The organism is Heliomicrobium undosum, assembly GCF_009877425.1.
Taxonomy (GTDB): Bacteria; Bacillota; Desulfitobacteriia; order Heliobacteriales; family Heliobacteriaceae; genus Heliomicrobium; species Heliomicrobium undosum.
Genome location: NZ_WXEY01000023.1, coordinates 19,621 through 36,134 on the forward strand (window position 1 = coordinate 19,621; position 16,514 = coordinate 36,134).

At 57.2% G+C, this 16,514-nt stretch carries 16 protein-coding genes; 10 read left to right on the forward strand and 6 right to left on the reverse strand.

What is annotated here, in order from left to right; genetic code table 11:
- Positions 1 to 35 precede the first annotated feature (35 nt).
- The 7 genes from GTO91_RS14905 (at position 36) to GTO91_RS14935 (ending at position 6,350) form a co-directional block, all read left to right on the forward strand.
- Positions 36 to 1,514 (forward strand): hypothetical protein, encoded by a 1,479-nt coding sequence (locus GTO91_RS14905; RefSeq protein ID WP_161259530.1) that lies wholly within the window; start codon positions 36 to 38, stop codon positions 1,512 to 1,514.
- A 119-nt stretch (positions 1,515 to 1,633) separates the two neighbouring features.
- A complete protein-coding gene (locus tag GTO91_RS14910; RefSeq protein WP_161259531.1) occupies positions 1,634 to 2,137 on the forward strand; it encodes an L-2-amino-thiazoline-4-carboxylic acid hydrolase in 504 nt (167 codons plus the stop codon).
- A 177-nt stretch (positions 2,138 to 2,314) separates the two neighbouring features.
- Positions 2,315 to 2,776 carry a thioredoxin-dependent thiol peroxidase gene (gene bcp / locus GTO91_RS14915; protein ID WP_161259532.1) on the forward strand — a complete coding sequence of 154 codons (462 nt, stop codon included), beginning with the start codon at positions 2,315 to 2,317 and terminating at the stop codon, positions 2,774 to 2,776.
- Between the two features lie 105 nt (positions 2,777 to 2,881).
- Positions 2,882 to 3,094, forward strand: a complete 213-nt coding sequence (locus tag GTO91_RS14920; RefSeq protein ID WP_161259533.1) for a hypothetical protein — start codon at positions 2,882 to 2,884, stop codon at positions 3,092 to 3,094.
- Positions 3,095 to 3,272: 178 nt separating this feature from the next.
- Positions 3,273 to 4,409, forward strand: a complete 1,137-nt coding sequence (gene nifV, locus GTO91_RS14925) for a homocitrate synthase (RefSeq protein ID WP_170294272.1) — start codon at positions 3,273 to 3,275, stop codon at positions 4,407 to 4,409.
- A gap of 280 nt (positions 4,410 to 4,689) precedes the next feature.
- Positions 4,690 to 5,055: a carbohydrate-binding protein gene (locus tag GTO91_RS14930; RefSeq protein ID WP_328793821.1), complete on the forward strand. Its 366-nt coding sequence runs from the start codon at positions 4,690 to 4,692 to the stop codon at positions 5,053 to 5,055.
- A 44-nt stretch (positions 5,056 to 5,099) separates the two neighbouring features.
- Positions 5,100 to 6,350 carry a glycosyltransferase family 4 protein gene (locus tag GTO91_RS14935; protein WP_161259535.1) on the forward strand — a complete coding sequence of 417 codons (1,251 nt, stop codon included), beginning with the start codon at positions 5,100 to 5,102 and terminating at the stop codon, positions 6,348 to 6,350.
- A gap of 117 nt (positions 6,351 to 6,467) precedes the next feature.
- Here the strand turns inward: GTO91_RS14935 and GTO91_RS14940 are convergent, their stop codons facing one another.
- The 3 genes from GTO91_RS14940 to GTO91_RS14950 form a co-directional block, all read right to left on the reverse strand.
- Positions 6,468 to 6,740 carry a DUF4911 domain-containing protein gene (locus GTO91_RS14940; RefSeq protein ID WP_161259536.1) on the reverse strand — a complete coding sequence of 91 codons (273 nt, stop codon included), beginning with the start codon at positions 6,738 to 6,740 and terminating at the stop codon, positions 6,468 to 6,470.
- A 256-nt stretch (positions 6,741 to 6,996) separates the two neighbouring features.
- A complete protein-coding gene (locus GTO91_RS14945) occupies positions 6,997 to 8,607 on the reverse strand; it encodes a glycoside hydrolase family 57 protein (RefSeq protein ID WP_161259537.1) in 1,611 nt (536 codons plus the stop codon).
- Complete coding sequence (locus GTO91_RS14950) at positions 8,600 to 9,289, reverse strand: DUF4912 domain-containing protein (protein WP_161259538.1); 690 nt, start codon at positions 9,287 to 9,289, stop codon at positions 8,600 to 8,602. The genes GTO91_RS14945 and GTO91_RS14950 overlap by 8 nt, the downstream gene beginning before the upstream one ends.
- Before the next feature lie 260 nt (positions 9,290 to 9,549).
- On the opposite strand from GTO91_RS14950, the gene GTO91_RS14955 reads away from it, so the two are divergent.
- Positions 9,550 to 10,224 carry a CPBP family intramembrane glutamic endopeptidase gene (locus tag GTO91_RS14955; protein WP_161259539.1) on the forward strand — a complete coding sequence of 225 codons (675 nt, stop codon included), beginning with the start codon at positions 9,550 to 9,552 and terminating at the stop codon, positions 10,222 to 10,224.
- Positions 10,221 to 11,870, forward strand: a complete 1,650-nt coding sequence (locus GTO91_RS14960) for an amidohydrolase family protein (protein WP_161259540.1) — start codon at positions 10,221 to 10,223, stop codon at positions 11,868 to 11,870. Before GTO91_RS14955 ends, GTO91_RS14960 begins: the two co-directional genes overlap by 4 nt.
- Positions 11,871 to 11,961: 91 nt before the next feature.
- On the opposite strand, the gene GTO91_RS14965 is transcribed toward GTO91_RS14960, so the two are convergent.
- From GTO91_RS14965 to GTO91_RS14975, 3 genes are all read right to left on the reverse strand, one after another.
- A complete protein-coding gene (locus tag GTO91_RS14965) occupies positions 11,962 to 13,206 on the reverse strand; it encodes a hypothetical protein (protein ID WP_161259541.1) in 1,245 nt (414 codons plus the stop codon).
- Between the two features lie 212 nt (positions 13,207 to 13,418).
- Positions 13,419 to 14,462 (reverse strand): hypothetical protein, encoded by a 1,044-nt coding sequence (locus GTO91_RS14970; RefSeq protein ID WP_161259542.1) that lies wholly within the window; start codon positions 14,460 to 14,462, stop codon positions 13,419 to 13,421.
- Between the two features lie 62 nt (positions 14,463 to 14,524).
- On the reverse strand, positions 14,525 to 15,160 hold the full coding sequence (locus GTO91_RS14975; protein WP_161259543.1) for a copper amine oxidase N-terminal domain-containing protein: 636 nt from the start codon (positions 15,158 to 15,160) through the stop codon (positions 14,525 to 14,527).
- Between the two features lie 507 nt (positions 15,161 to 15,667).
- On the opposite strand from GTO91_RS14975, the gene GTO91_RS18250 reads away from it, so the two are divergent.
- Positions 15,668 to 16,399, forward strand: coding sequence for a hypothetical protein (locus tag GTO91_RS18250; protein WP_235919629.1), 732 nt, complete (start codon positions 15,668 to 15,670; stop codon positions 16,397 to 16,399).
- Positions 16,400 to 16,514: the final 115 nt, after the last annotated feature.

Below are 16,514 nucleotides of genomic sequence, written 5' to 3' on the forward strand. Positions count from 1 at the left end.
AATTCTTTGTTGTGTTCTGACAAGGATTGATAATAATGGATGTCGAAGAAAAAACTTCATTGATGGCGGCATATTTTTGCGCAGCCTCCGGCAGCATAGGGAAATGGCAACATCAAGCTGCACCGGCCGCAACAAAAACAGCCAATAATCCGTTGTTCCGCAGCAGAAATCATTCAAAAATAGAAAGGAAGGTTTCCATGGTGTTTCATAGGATTCGAAAAAACAAAAAGATGGTTGTCCTGCTGATCGCCGCCACGCTCACACTGCCTTCGCCGGTCCTGGCCGCTACGAATCCAGCCCCCGTTTCTATCCTTGATCGCATACCGCTGAAAATTGACGTCAGTCAAGAGGAGATCAAAAAGGCCTACGAAGCGGTAGTGCAAAGGAATCCCCAGTACAAAGGGATCGCTCCACAAAGCGCCTATCGCGATAAGGATACAGGCGGTGTCAACCTCATTCTTCCGCAGCTTGTCAACAACATACCGTTAACGTCTTCTTACACCGTTCAGTATACTGTCCGCAACGGAAGTATTACGGAAAGCTATTCACAGCCGAAACCCGATGGGAGCCGGTTTCCCAAACCGGATAAAATCCTTACGCCCGAAGAAGCCTTAAAAGCCTATAAAGCGCAGTATCCATTGGAGTTGTACTACTATGATGATTATGACTTCTTTCGTAAGAGCCCTGCGAGGAAGCATTTTCTGGGCTACTTCCCTTGGAACTTTCGCTCCATAGACGCTAAGACCGGCAAGCCCATATCCTATCTCGACGATATCCTCCAGCAAGGTCGAATTGTTTTAACCGGCTCGGCCCAAAAAACGACGGTGAAGAGCCCAAAAGAGGCGGAACAAATCCTGCGAGAAAAATTCAACGTTGATCTGAAAGGCCTGACATACGTTCCAGACCCTCCGAAGGGCGCGGACACCTATAACAGGAAAACCCGCTACATCTGGGCCACCGCACCGGGTCTGGTCGACAGCGTGAAGCCGCTGAAAAGTGGTGAACGGGTTGTCGAATTGGCTGTGTTTAAAGATTCCCAGGAAATTGCGGAATTCAACGAAAACAGATACAACAGAATCGATGGGATCAATGGGAGCGATGATGAGAGCGAAGTCAAGAAAAGAGCGACCGATTTCGCAAAATGGTATTTTGCCGGGGAAAAAGAAGTGTTTTACGCTGTATATCCGCACTATGTCCAATTGGTCCCCGTACGCAACGGCGCGAAGCTCCATGATCGAACCGTTTATCTGAACATGGACAAGTATTCAGGAAAAACCAATGGCTTCTTTAGTGACCTAACCATGACTCCGGCCGGCGATTCCATGCCGGAATGTAAAAACGTCCTCACACGGGAGCAAGCGGAAACATTATATTTTCAAAACAACCCGCTCACGCTTATCTATATCGCAACCAGGGGAGGCAGCAATCAGGACGTAACGTTTACGCTTGGCTACCGCCCCGAAACGGATGAAGGTCCGATCATTGACGCGGTAACCGGAGAAGTCCTGCGCTAAGTCGTCCCGCAATAATCGGAAGCGAAACGAGTTGACAAGACTGCTGCTGCCGTGCCACCATAAAACTGGTTATCCTTCCAACCCGCCGGAAAACAACGCGAACATAAAGGAGGCGCATGATGAACCAGCCCGAAGCGCAGCGTCCCGACTCGCCGCAAACCTTTCCCCTGGAGACGGTCCGGCAAGCCTTTCAGGACCGGGCCACCTGGTTTTACCTGCTCCTCGACGAGGCCCGCGCCATCGGCGTCGATGCCGAGGCCTTGGCGAAAAGGGCCATTTTTCGGTACGGTCAGATGAAAGGCCAGGCCATGGAACCTACGGCAGACATGGAAACCCTGATCGCCCAGTTTGCCCGGCCCACGTCCCAGGCGGTCTTCGAGATGAATATCGCCGAGGTCACGCCGGGGCAGGCCGTCATCGAGTTTCACCGCTGCCCCCTCGTCGACGCCTGGCGGGAGCGCCACGGCTGCGCCGTCGAGGAGACCGATCGACTCTGCGATTGGGCTGTCGAGGGTGATCGGGGGATCATGGCCTGTTTCCCGGACTTTGAATTTATACCCGAACAGCGCATCGGCGCCGGCGACGCCTGTTGCCGCATGGTCTTTCGCAAAAAGTCTTCCTGATCCCACCCTAATCCCACCCCAAACCCATCCCATCCTAATCCGTCCTAATCCGTCCTAATCCATCGTAAGCCCATGCTAAAGCGCTCCAATCGAGCTCGCTCATGTGCCGCAGCGTCAACGCGCCGCCGCTATATCCAACGTTACATACATGAACACCATCCGGGAGGCTATATACATATGGAGGAACTGCTCATCGGCCAGAAGGCGCCCGATTTCGAACTGCCGGCTTTCAACGGGGAGACAGTGCGCCTGAGCCAGTATCATGGGAACCATGTGGTGCTCTATTTCTATCCCAAAGACAATACGGCGGGATGCACCCTGGAAGCCCAGGAGTTTCGCGACCTGCACGACCAATTCGGGCAAAGGAAGGCCGTCATTCTGGGCGTCAGCCGCGACAGCGTCAAATCGCACGAGCGCTTTGCGGCCAAACAGTGTTTGCCCTTCCTGCTGCTCAGCGACACCGACAGCGCCGTCTGCAACGCCTATCAGGTGCTTAAAGAAAAGACGCTCTACGGCAAAAAGTCCATTGGCATCGAACGGTCAACCTTTGTCATCGACCCGGAGGGAAATATCCAGCAGATCTACCGCAAGGTCAAGTCGGCCGGCCATGCCGCCGCAGTGCTCCAGGCGTTGCAGTAACGGTGACTTCTGCGGGGGGTAATCGATAATCCCAGGTGGTCTTTGCCTGCGCAGGGGAGCCTGCGGAGTGGTTCTGAATCGGGCGAGGCGGGGGGGGGCGAAACCATGGGCTTGCACCGGGGAAAGGTGTATAGCATGCTGGAACAGGCAAAAGAGCAAGGGCGTAAGGTGTATGTCTTTTTTGCCGACGGAACAGTCAAACGGTTCCAAATCGTAGACGTGACGCCGCCGATCGCCTATGGGATCCGGGACGACATGGTCGACCCGGCGACACAGCCCATTCCGATCACAAAAGTTACCGCTGTGGAGTGGGTATGAATCATATCGAAATTTGTCGACGCAAAAGACAAAAAACGGCCAAAAACGGCCAAATACAGGCAAATTGGCCTGTATACAGTATATGAAGCTATGTATTCTTGCGTTTACTTGAAGTTATGCTAAAATATAATAGTCTTTACCAAACAGAAAGAAAAAATACATTTGAGGGGTGAGGGTGTTGACCAACCGGCAAATTACCATCGTCGACACTACGTTGCGTGACGGCGAACAGACAGCAGGCGTAGTTTTCGCAAACAAAGAAAAAATCCGTATCGCCAAGATGCTGGATGAAATCGGGGTTCACCAGATCGAGGCGGGTATTCCTGTCATGGGCGGCGATGAGAAAGAAACCATCGCCAAGATTTGCAAGCTGGGCCTGAAGGCCAGCATCATGGGTTGGAACCGCGCCGTCATCTCTGACATCCAGCACTCCATCGACTGCGGTTGCGACGCTGTTGCCATCTCCATTTCCACTTCCGACATTCACATCCAACATAAGCTGCGCACCTCCCGCGAATGGGTCCTGGAATCGATGATGAAGGCCGTGCAGTTTGCCAAATCCCAAGGCCTGTACGTCTCCATCAACGCGGAAGACGCTTCCCGTTCCGACATCGAGTTTCTGATCCAGTTTGCCACGGAAGCCAAGAAGCTGGGCGCCAACCGCCTGCGCTACTGCGACACCGTCGGCATCATGGAACCCTTTAAGATCTATGAGAACATCAAGCGGCTGCGCGAAGCCGTCGACATCGACATTGAAATGCACACCCACGACGACTTCGGCATGGCCACCGCCAATGCCATCGCCGGCGTACGGGCTGGCGCCACCCATATCGGCGTAACCGTCAACGGTCTCGGCGAGCGGGCCGGCAACGCCGCGCTGGAAGAAGTCGTCATGGCCTTAAAATACTGCGACGAAATCGATCTTGGCTTCAAGTCGGAAAAGTTCCGTGATCTCTGTGAATACGTTTCCAAAGCCTCCGGTCGTTTCCTGCCCACCTGGAAGTCCATCGTCGGCAGCAACATGTTCGCCCACGAGTCCGGCATCCACGGCGACGGCGTCCTGAAGAACCCCAAAACCTACGAAGTCATCTCCCCCGAAGAAGTGGGTCTCGCCCGCCAGATCGTCATCGGGAAACACTCCGGCACCGCCTCGATCAAGTCCAAGTTCCGCGAGTTCGAGATCGACATGACCGAGGTGCAGGCCGCCGAAGTGCTGGCTCGTGTCCGCGAGACGGCCGTCGAACTGAAGCGCACCCTCTTCGACAAGGAACTCATGTTCATCTACGAAGAACTCTTCGGGTATCCCGAACACTAAGCCGCCTCTGCACCGGCTCGATTTGTTGGCCTGACAGAACGGTTCTGAAAAGCAATATGATAAGTAAAAAACGGTTCCGAGCGCATTCTTGCGCCGGAGCCGTTTTTTTATTGCTGGAAATTTTTATTGCTGGAAACTTTTCTGAAACCCCTTTATTCCTGAAATGATTTCCGCCGTTGAAAGCCTTTCCCCGGCAGGGCCGTTCATAGGGGCGAGGGTCGCGCCGCATACTAGGAAAGGCCAGAGGTCCCCTAACGCCGAGTACAATGGAGGTGATGGAGTGGCCGACAAGAAATACACCCGTTTCACCGTCGACAACCGCCTGGAAGCCATGGCCGAGAATATGTATCCTGGCGGGGTGAGGATCGATCCGCTTCCTGCGACAGCAGGACAGGAGGTCTGCATCCTCTACTCGGGGCTGCTGGCCAACAGCGGCGCCGATCAGGTCTACCTGCATGTAGGCTACGGCGACGCCGGCAAATGGAAAAAGGTCGAAGATGTGGAAATGGACAAGACCGGTTACGGTTGGGTGAAGGTCCTTCCCGCCCATGACCTGGGCGCGATGCACTTCTGCTTTCACGACTCCGCTCACAACTGGGACAACAACAACGGCGTCAACTGGACAATACAGGTGCACAACGGCTAGGGGCCGCTCCGGCCCCCGGCCTCCGTTTAATGGGAGGTATTTTTTTGCGAATCTTGATGCTGTCCTGGGAATATCCGCCCCGCGTCGTCGGCGGGCTGGCGCCTCATGTCCACGGCCTAGCGGGCGCCCTGACACAGCGGGGCCATGAGGTCCATGTGATCACCCAGGGAGGCGACGGACTGCCGCCGACAGAGCGGGACCGGGGCGTAACCGTTCACCGCATCCATCCCTATTCCTTATGGTCTCTCGATTTTGCCGGCGACATCCATCACCTGAACTTCGCCTTCCTGGAAAAAGCGCTGGCCGTCGCTGGCGAATACGGCGACTTTGACATCGTCCACGCCCATGACTGGCTCGTCGCCTATGCGGGACGGGCGCTCAAGCACGGCTGGCAAAAGCCCCTCATCGCCACCATTCACGCCACCGAGTGGGGACGCCACAACGGGCTGCACAACGACCTGCAACGCTACATCAGCCAGGTCGAGTGGTGGCTGGGTTATGAGGCATGGCGGGTGATCGTTTGCAGCCAACATATGGAGCGCGAACTGGGCCGGATCTTTCAGATGCCTGGCGACAAGATCGCTGTCATCCCCAACGGCGTCCATCCCGACGACTTTTCCGCCGCCAAAGCGCAGGGATTCCGCCGCAGCGACTACGCCGCCGACCATGAACGGATCATCTTTTACGTGGGCCGCCTCGTCTGGGAGAAGGGTGTGCAGGTCCTCGTCGAGGCGCTGCCCCAGGTCCTTCGCCGCCATCCCGTCAAACTGGTCATCGGCGGCACAGGGGCGCAGATGAGTTATCTGAAGCACCTGGCCAACCGCTGTGGCGTCGGAGACAAGGTCCATTTTGCCGGCTATGTCCATGGCGCCACCAAGGTGGGGCTGCTCCGCGCCGCCGATGTGGCCGTATTCCCGAGCCTCTATGAGCCCTTCGGCATCGTCGCCCTGGAGGGCATGGCCGCCGAAACGCCCGTCGTCGTCTCCGATACGGGCGGCTTATCCGAAATCGTCCGGCACCGGCAAAACGGACTGAAGGCATTGACAGGCAATGCCAACTCCCTGGCCGATCAGATCATCACCGCCCTTGATGATGAGTTGCTCGTCAAGGCGATGACGAAACAGGCCGCCCGGGAGGTGCGGGAGGTCTATTCCTGGTCAGCCATCGCGGATCGGACGATCCAGGTCTATAAGACGGTCAAAACCGAAGCAGCGGTGGCGGCGCGTCGTGGTCCCGTCCCCCTCTTTCGCCTCAGAGGGTTGGGCCAACTGCTGCAGGCGGGCGGGAGGCAGTAAGGGTCAGCGCCTGGAGCGTACAGCAGGCGCGAGCCGATCCAGGAAGTTAAATCAGGCAGGTCCTTTAGGTGTAGCCTGGCAGGGCAGCCTTCGCAGGGTAGCCTTGGGCGAGCAGCGTTAACAGGAGTAGCGGATCTCGACCGGCGGATGGGGGAGGCTGGTCAAGATCGCCGGCAATTCCGTCCAACCGTCAGGGGTGGCATACACGGCATACCACCCCTGCGCAGGTTCAATGGCGACGACGTTGATCAGGTGGGCGTAGCCTTCGAGTAGGCGCAATCCAAGGCCCGACGCCTGTCCATCGGCGAAGCGAATAAAAGCGACCCGCTCCGTCGTTGAGACCTCCTCGATCCAATGGGTAAGGCGACGGGTTCCTTTATAGCGGTTCATTGTGACAAAACCCCTTCCGGGAAAAAAGCGTTCAAAAGCCTCTGTATTTCAAAACAATAGGAGTATTTTCGATGACAAAAAAGTTGAATGCATCGTAACCAGAGTATAACGGCAATCACCTCAGGATAAAAGGCCATTGGGCGGTTGAAATCGCCAAAGATGGGCTTCCGAATGGGCCTTCCGCCCATGTGTAAAGCCGCCCGCTGCGGCCCCTTTTTCAGGGGAAACGGGGCGGCTTTTTTTTAAGGCTTTTTGTTCAGTGCGCCGGCGATCCGGCGTCAGAGTAGGCGCGGTAGTCGATGCGCGGGAAGACGGGGCTTCGTTCCTCCAGGTCGGAGATGACCGATTCCTCCAAGGCTTTCTCGCCGCGGAGCATCTCGTAGAGGAGCGAACAGTTGTTGAGGTGATAGACGGAGCGGTTGACGGCGTAACGGACAGCTGTGTCGGTTTTCATGATGAAGGCCCAGTCGCTGCTCTGGGCCAGCAGCAGTTCCCGCGCCATCTGGTTGAGGGCGCGCTTGGGCAGCGCCTCCGGATCCCGCTGTTCCCGCGCCAGGCGGATCATCCGCTCGGCCGCCCGGTGCAGGTGGCGGTAGAGCCAATGGTTGCTGTTTTCCAGCCAGACCTCATGGTAGCCGGCGTCGCCCCAACTGGACTCGTTGGGCATGGCCGGCTGGATAAGCGGGTTCCGGTCCAGGTAGCGCGCCGGCGTGATGAAGGCGATCTCAGGGTCCACCTGTCCCTGCTGGCGGATGACCTGATCGAGGAAACGCGGTCCCTCATACCACCAGTGGCCGAACAACTCGGCGTCATAAGGGCAGAGGACCAGCGGCGTCCGTTCCGGCATCAGGCTGTTCAGCCACTCCAACTGGCGGGAGCGGTTAAAGAGGAAGTTCCCCGCATGGAGGGCCGCCTTCGCCTCTGCCCAGGCGGGCACGTAGGGCTCTTTATGGTTGCCCTCACGGTCGGTGATGCGGTGGTACTTGAAGCCCGTATGCAAACGGATGCCTTCGGGGTGGATAAAGGGCCGCACATACTCAAAGTCCAAGTCGTAGCCGATATCGCGGTAGTACTCGCGGTAATCGCCGTCACCGGGGTAGCCCTCGTCCTTGCTCCAGACCTGTTTCGACGATTCCACGTCGCGGCCGAAGGCGGCCACGCCGGCGGGCGTCATCAGCGGGGCGAAGAGGCCGTAACGCGGCCGAGGGGTGGCATAGAGGATTCCGTGGGCGTCGGTGATGAAATAGCGAAGATGAAAGTCGGCCAGGATTTTTTCCAAACCTGGGTGGAAGGCGCATTCGGACAGCCAGATCCCCGGCGGTGAGCGGTGAAAACAATCGCGATAGGTTTCCACTGCGACAGCGATCTGTGTTCGTTCCGCTTCCGGGTGGTTGCGCATCAGGGGCAGGTAGCCGTGGGTGGCCGGACAGGGGATGATCTCCAGGATCCCGGCGTCCATCAACCCGCGGAAGGCGCCGATCAGATCGCGTCCGTACCGGTCATTGAAGGTGGTCAGGGCGTCGTTGAATCGGTCCCGGTACATCCGGGCCAGGGGCGCGAAGGCCGGGTCATCCTGGGTGCGCTCGATCTCCATTTCAGCCAGCAGGGTCAGTTTCGAGATATGTTTGGCGTAGCGCTCCTGCAAAAGCGGGTCAGCCAACATGGAGAGCAGCGTGGGGCTCATGGTCAGGGTGATCGCAGCGGGCAGACGGTCGCGCCGCCAGCCTTCGAAGACGGAGAGCAGCGGCAGGTAGCACTCGGTGATGGCCTCAAAGAGCCAGCGCTCTTCCAGGTAGTCTTCCCGGTCAAAGTGGCGGACGAAGGGGAGATGGGCATGCAACACAAAGGCGATCCAACCCTTAGTCATGGGCGGCGCCTCCGGTCAGCAGCGGTTTGTGAGAGATGATCGTCCAAGCGCCGGCAGGCGAAGTCGGCATGACCATGGGGACTGCCTGGCCTTGCAGTTCCGGGATGGGCGGCCAGTTTGGGTCGATGACGGACGATGGCGCCGCCGCAGGCGTTTCGATCACATCAGAGAGGAGCAGGATGACAAATCGATCCGGCAGGAGGCGTCCCACAGCCAACCGATAGCGGTGGGCCGGCATTACGCCCTGGATGAACCAGTGATCGGCGTTGTCGGGCACGTCGATCTCCAGAAAAGGCGCCTGTTCCAGTTCGGCATTCTCGGTGATGTCGTAGAGGCGGATCTGGCGCGGCGCCTTCCACCACTCCTCTGGGTGGTAGGCGGAAGCGGCCGCCTCTTCCTGCTCACCCGAGACCTCCCAGTAGGTGTAGAGAGAGTGGGGGGAGCGGGGGAGCAGGCTGATGGCATCCTCGTCAACGCGGTGCCGCAAGGGCGGCAGTTCAGCGTCGAAGCGCCTAGGGCTTGGAAAAGGGCTCAGTTCACCGGCATACTCTTCGTATATCTTTTTTACAGGCAAGGGCGGGCGACGGCTCTGGCGCTGGAACCAGGAGTAGACGAGCGTAAAAGTGATAGCGATCATCAGCAACGCAAGCGCGAACAGGCCGATATTAAACCAAGGCAGCAAGACAGAGCACCTCCTCAGGGCTGATTGCTCCCCTAGTATTCCCGCGTCCCCGCTCCCTATTTAAATGAGTCGGCAGGGATTTTTCCCCGTCATCCCGAAAAGAATGATTAGGTCTGCGGCGGAGCGGTTCAGGTCGGCGAAGCGGCTAGATCTGTGGCGATGCGGCGGAGTCCTGCGACGAAGCGGCTAAGGCCTACGGGCGAACGGCAAGGTCTGCGCGAAAGCGGCTGAGTCTGCGGCAAAGCTGCAAGGAGATCGGAATGACCGAGTGGAATGTGTTACATAGTATGGGCGCCGGAGCGATCATGCTGGGACTGGCCTTCGGAGCGAGCGCCTGGTTTCGCCGCAAGGGGATGGCGCGTCCGGGAAGCGGGCTGTTGCTGCCCTGGGGCTGGGAGGCGGGTTTCCGCCAAGATATCCTACAGGGCCTTCGCCAAGGCGTTTTTATTTTTTTCCTCGTTTCCCTGCTAGGGGGGCTGATCAGCCGCTTTTTCCCGGCTCCGCCCCATCCGGTGGAGCAGTTTTTACAGGGAACGGGGACCGGCTTGGAAACGGGGATAGGAGCCGGCGCGGGCGTTGGGCCGGGACTTGGGCTCGATGCCGGACCGGCGCTGTCAACGTGGCTGCTGATCCTATTTGCCGCCGGGGTGTTCGCGCCGGTGGCGGAAGAGAGTTTTTTTCGCGGCTTTTTTCTGCCGGCCCTGGCACGGCGGTGGGGATGGAAGAAGGCCATCCATGGGACCGCTTTCGTTTTTGCGGCCATGCACGGTGATCCATACCGCTTCCTGCCCCTGTACGCTGCCGGTTACTGGCTCGGACTTGTCGTCTCCCGGGAAGGGACCATCCTCCCGGCGATTATCGCCCATTCCGTTTGGAATCTGATCGGCCTCGGTTTGCTTTACCTAGGCCTGTTATATATGGGGGGGATTGGATGAACCGCGTTCTGGCGATCCTGGGGGGACTCATCGCCCTTTTTGCGGCCACTTTCGCCGGGATTTACTTCGGCATGGACTATCTGGAAAAACAGGGGATCGAACTGGTGGACAGGCCCTTGCATTATGATTATGTCCTGAAAAACGGCACCATTGTCGACGGGACGGGCAAAAAAGGCTACCAGGCCGATATCGGGATCAAAAAAGGCAAGATCGCCTTTATCGGCATCATTCAGCCGCCGGCGAAGGTGGAGGTCATTGACGCATCGGGCCTGCTCATCCTGCCCGGATTTGTGGACCTTCATTCACGGCTGGACGGCACGCTCGACGGCCCGGATGCTTTTGACGGCCTGATCAAACAGGGGATCACCACCGTCTTGTCGGGCTATGGCGAGATCGCCCAGGATGACGTGACACTGCACCTGCAGCAGGCGGCCAAGTCGGGCCTGCCTGTCAATTACGCCCTTTTGGCCGGCCATCAGGGGCTGTTTAAACTGCTCAAACCCGAGGAGAACGCCGATGCGGTCATGGCCGAAGAGCCGCCCCTGGAGTTCGGCCAGATTCCGCCCCCGCCGCCGCCGGTGACGGAGAAGCCCAAACCGGCTGTGGAGGATCTGGTTCTCGAATTGCAGACCTCCCTGGAGCAGGGGGCCTACGGCCTCTCTATCGATTTTGACGACGAATTGGGACGGCAATTGACCATTGACGAGATCCGCCTGTTGGCCAAGGCCTTGGAAGAACGGGGCGCCATCTTGTCCTTGACCCTGCCGGCCACCTCCGCCGATCCGGCGGTCCTTCTCAAGCGGGTCATCGACCTGCACCGGGAGACGAAGGTGCGCATCCTGATGGCGCCGTGGGGGTATCTCGGGAACGCCCCGGACGCCCGCATCGCCGACATGGAACAGGATCTGCAGGCAGGCTACCTGTCGTCGCGAAACATCTACACCACCCTCTACCCGAGCAACCGGCAGCCGGCCGGCGTCCGACAGACGCTGCAGCGGGCCGTCGCCCTCTACCCGCCGGAGATGATCGAGATCGCGGAGGCGGGGGGCCAGAATCCGCCCACGGTGGTGGGAAAAACCTTGCAGGAGATCGCTCAGGAGCGGGGGATTGCGCCGGCGGAGGCGGCCCGGCAGATGTCCTCTGCGGGCCTCGTCCGGATCATCCTGCGCACGACCACCTTGGAGCGGATCGACCGACTCGCCGGGGCGCCCTTTGTCGCTCTCACCGTCGACTCGGGCATGGGCAGCGCCACCCAGTACAGCCCCGACGCCCTGAAGGAGTTTCTCGGCCGCACTGTGCGCGATCAGAACAAGATTCCTTGGGAAGAGGCGGCTCTGAAACTGTCAGGTCGTCCCAGCGCCCTCCTGGGCGTCGAGGACCGGGGAACTGTGGAAAAGGGCAAGTGGGCCGATCTGGTGCTCATCGACCCGAAACTGCTGCCGCCCAGCACGGAGAAAAAGAGCGGCATCCGTTACGTCTTCGTTAATGGCGCCATGGCCTTCTCCAAAGGCAAAATCCTGCAGGAGGGACAGGGAAAGGGGCAACTGTTGCGCTTCAAGAGCAAGCCGCTCATGCCCGAACCGGTGCCGGAGCCGAAAGCGCCGCCCGTGCCCGGGACGGCGGATGAGGAAGAAGAGGAAGGGTGACGGGGGAAGCCAAGAACCCCGATTGATTGAAATTGGAAACAACATCGTTACATGAGCAGAGTTGCCGGCGAGATGCCGGCCTCTCCTTTTTTTAGCGGACCTCCAAGGGTTCGATACATCGCGCAGGTGTCTGTTGGGACAGCGGGCAGAAGTAGCGCTCCCGGTCACATATAAAGTAGGAACGAAAGGGTTCGAAGACGGTGAGACGACCGCCGTCTTCTAAGATGTCTAGCCGATCCAAGCGATCTGAGCGGTTCAAGCGATCCCTGTGATTCAAGCGAGCCGATTGATCCAAGCGATCCGAGTGTTCCAGGTGATCGGAGCGATTCATGACTTTTATGTGCTCGTTGCGCTCAAAGCGTTCAAACCGTCGTTCCGCTTCAAAACGGTAGAGGATCGTCGATTGGACCGTCATCTCCGGAAAGGGACGGGAGTGGTATCCCACCTCCTCCTTGCGCAGTTCGAATTCGACCTGGATGGGATGCTTTTCGCCCGACGGGAAGATGTAAAGGATGGCGGGAAATGAAGAAGCACAGGGCTCAGCACTAGCGCCGGTCTGCGTAACCGCATTGGTGCCCGTGCTAGCGCGGTCGAAGGAGGCAAGCCGCCCCAACGGAATCTCGACGTTCCGTTGTAAGGGAACGGGTTTCCCTGTGATCGGATCGGGCGGAAAAGCGAGGCGCAGTTCCCCCCAGGCCAGCCAGTCCTGGGTAGGGCAGTGGAGGAGATAATAGAAGTCATCGAAGGAGAGTTCCTGCTTCAACCGCAGTTCGCCGTCACCCGTCATGACCAGGGCGAAGCGGGCCTGTTGGAGTATCGATTTGACGGACACGTTCACATAACGCGACAGGTAGGAGACGCTGCGCAACCGCTCCGGCGGCGGGATGATCGGGTTGAAGAGCGGATTGCCCGTCGGGTTGATCGTTTGTTGGAGCAGGCGGCGAAAGAGAAACATGTTCCCGCCGATCAGCAGCAGGAGCAGCCCCTGGAACCAGAAAAGGGGACGAACGGGGCCGTCGATGGCCCAAAAGAGCACCCACAGCCAGATCAGCCCGATCAGCAGGAGGGTGAAGTCAAGGTAAAAGAGGATGGTGCGACCCGGCCTGTCGGGAAAAAGGTAGTGGACCTGGTACTTACGGACGAGACTGACCATGGGCGCGGCCAGGTTTTTGTTCTCCTGGTAGGGCAGTTCGAGGAATTCTTCGAGGATGTCCTGCAACCGCTCGATCCGCCGCTGCACGACTAAGGAGACGAAAATACCGGTGGAACCGAGCAGCGAGAGCAGGCCGCCAGCAGCCGACCAGAGCAGGGCCAAGAACAGTTCGGCGGTGAACATGGCAGCCCTCCCCGTTTTTTGTTATTCATTCCCCGTCAACAGGGCAAAATGCGTGGGTTATCGCTCAAGCATGACTCGGTGCAAAACGGGCTGGACGCAAAGGGGGGACCACTTGCGTGACGATTGCAGTGACTGCCAATGCGATTTTAGATGTAAAAAACCCGACAGCCGATGCTGCCGGGTTTTCTCGTCTCAAAAAGGGTTTTGCCAGGTTAATTGGAGGTTGTTGCTGACGAGGAGGTTGGCGCCGTCGTCGGAGCCGGCGCCACGGAGAAGTTGGCGTACACACTGTTTACCTGTTGTTTCAGCGCCAGAACTTGCTGTTTGTAGGCGATGATCTGTGTCTTTGTGCTGATCACCTGATCCAGCGCCGCCGTGGCGCCGGACAGATTTCTGTCTTTTATGGCGCCCCAAAAGGCTTTCCAGGAAGCCGCAAGTGTGGCGTGTTGCCCTTTGGCCTGTTCCCAGATCGCTTTTTGTTGGTCACGCAATGGGGAGACTTGTTCATGGACCGATTTCCACGCTGCGGCCGCCTCTTTTTGCCGGTCACGCAGCGGTTGGATCGTGGTCCCGTTCGTTTTGCGTTGCCCTTCCAGGTCAGCGATCTGTTTTTTCAACGTATTGATCTGTTCCCGGATGGCGACCATTTCGGGGATGTTTTCTCCGCGAGGATCGCCGGACTTTACAGCGCCCTTGCCCTGTTCACGGAGCGTTTTTAACTGATCCGTCAGGGACTTGAGCTGGTCGTGCAAAGGCTTGATCTGCGTCTCGATCATTTGTTTGTTCGTTTCCCGTGCCTGCTGAAGCTGGCTCTTTTCCGCTTCCGTCAAGGCAGAGACACGGCTCTTCGCCAACTCCTGGTTCTGCCTGTCCTGTTCCTTCAGTTGGTTTTGCAATGCCTGGTCCTGTTGGCGCAACTGGACGATTTGCTGATATTTGGCGTTAATCGCATTATACCACTGCTGTTGATCGCTGGCTGGCAGTTCGGGAATCACTTCGGATGAAGTGGCAGGGGCGGTTGTTGTGGATGGCGAAGAGGTCGGTGTCGAGGTTGCGGCAGGTATAGAGGCAGTCGCAGGCGTCGAGGTTGCGGCTGGCGAAGAGGTCGCCGTTGGTGTCAAGGCGGTTGGCGTGGCGGTTGTGTCTGGTGTAACGGTGATGGCTGGTGTGGAGGTTGAAGCCGTGGTCTCGGCGAAGACAGGTCCTGCCATCAGCAAATGAAGGGCCAGCAACATGGCGGTCGCTTCTCTTTTCATGAGAATACCTCCAAGCGTTTTATATGTTCTAACCGAATTCCGGACGGACTTTTATTTGTCTGTTATTTGTCCGTTATGTTGATCACGGTGACATCACCGTCTTGAGCGTAATTCACCGCTTTCCCCAGGTTTTCGCTGATGAACCGGAGCGGAACCAGGGTGCGCCCATCAACGGCCCTTGCCGGCACATCCAGCGGGACCGCCTTTTCGTTCACCGAAGCCTGGGCAGCGTCCAGGGTCAAAAGAATCGTATTGCCGTCCAGCTTGATGGTCACTGTCCTTGTGGAATCATCAAATTTCACCTCGGCGCCGAAGGTTTCCGATACTTTTCGAAGGGGGATCAGCGTCCGGCCGTCAACCATTTGCGGGGGAACGTCGAAGGTTAGTTCCTGCCCTTTCCCTAACACCTTAATCCCCTTATGACCGGAACGTTTCCATTTGTTCGCCAGTTGCTTGAGGTCCACAACGTTGGCGCGGTTAACGGGGGGAACGGGGTTTGACGCCTCGCCGGAGAAAGACTGACCTGGGCCGGGTGGCAGATCGCCGGTGATCGTGTCCGGAAGGGCGGTTTCGGCAGATTCGTTGCGGATTTGATTGAGCAGATCCTTGAGGTTTGACGGGGAAGCTGCCCATGCGCCAGACACGACCGTCAGCGTAAAACTCGCCGCCAGCGCGCAAAGGGCAATCCTTCTTTTCATGGAAATCCCTCCTGTTGAAAAGTTAGTTCGGCAGGACTGAACCTTTCCGGTTTCGTCTGACTGCCGCCACAATCATAAGTATACGCCTGATTTGTGGCAAATTTATGTTAAAAATGCGGCGACAGGAAGAAGAAACGCCCTCGCCGGGTTTTTTATGGGCGTTGTGTCACGTATCCCGCCGGGATCGGGATTGTTAAAGATGGAAGACGTCCTTTTTTGTCGAATCATCTTCTTTATGGGGGCGACGATGTCATATAATACTCTTGATAAGTAATATTATCCAGGCTAGGCAATTGATGAAACGGTTTGACATCGATGTCTGATCTCGGATGGGATATGCCGAAACCGGATTCAGGTTGATAAGGAGATGTTTTCGTGCGTTCCATGTCAAACATAGTTTTTGCCCCTTCGATTCAAGCAAGATAAGGAGATGACATTGAGCATCACGAAGTGCGGATCAACGGCACATGTATTAGAGGCCGATCGCTTTTATTGGTGTAGGGCGGCATGAAAGAGCGGATTAAAAACGTGCTGAAATGTCAAAAACGTTCGCGGGCGATCATCTTTGTCGCCATCGCGATAATGGTGATTGTAAGCGTAGCGTTGGCTGTGAACCGAATCGGTGATGCCAACCAAATTATAAAGCCGTCAGCGTTAACTGAGCCGTTTAAACTTATCGGCAATGCCGATGTGAATCGAGACGGTCTGATGGAATCGATGTATCTCGATAAGAGCGAAATGGACACTGCTTTTTTTGTCACGCTGCGCGTTTGTGACGAAAGCCGAAATGCAATATGGAGCGAGCAGTTCGCCACCTACCATGCGGGCTGGAGTTCGCTGTTCCTCTGTGAATTGGACGGAGAATATTATCTTTTAAGGTATAACCCCGGCATGTGGCAGGGCTACTGCTCATATACCTACACCCTTTTCACGCTGGAGGGGGGTAATGAGAATGCTGTCCGCAGCAACACGATCCAGTTTGATATTAACGGAACTGCGAAGCTGGACGCGACCAAGATGGTCGCCTTTGCCGAGGAAGTCAACGCGCTGATTAGAAAGAGCACCCTTCTGGTTAGCAGCGAAGGCGGCGAATATTCCTTCGGTCCATCGCTAGCCGACCGATTCTTGGAGAGATATTCCTGGCTGGATCAAGCTCCGGAGCTTTTTGCAACGGGCGATAACCTTGAGACGCGCTTGGTCAAATACAGCGAGTCAAATTATCGATCACAGCATGAGTGATACAGCATGGTGATCAGTTAACCGCGAATCTCAAAACATTCGGGGCAATGCTTCTGCAACACTAAGGCCCGATAAAGGATCCTTAGAAACATTTGCTGGTAGAGAGAGGGGCAAT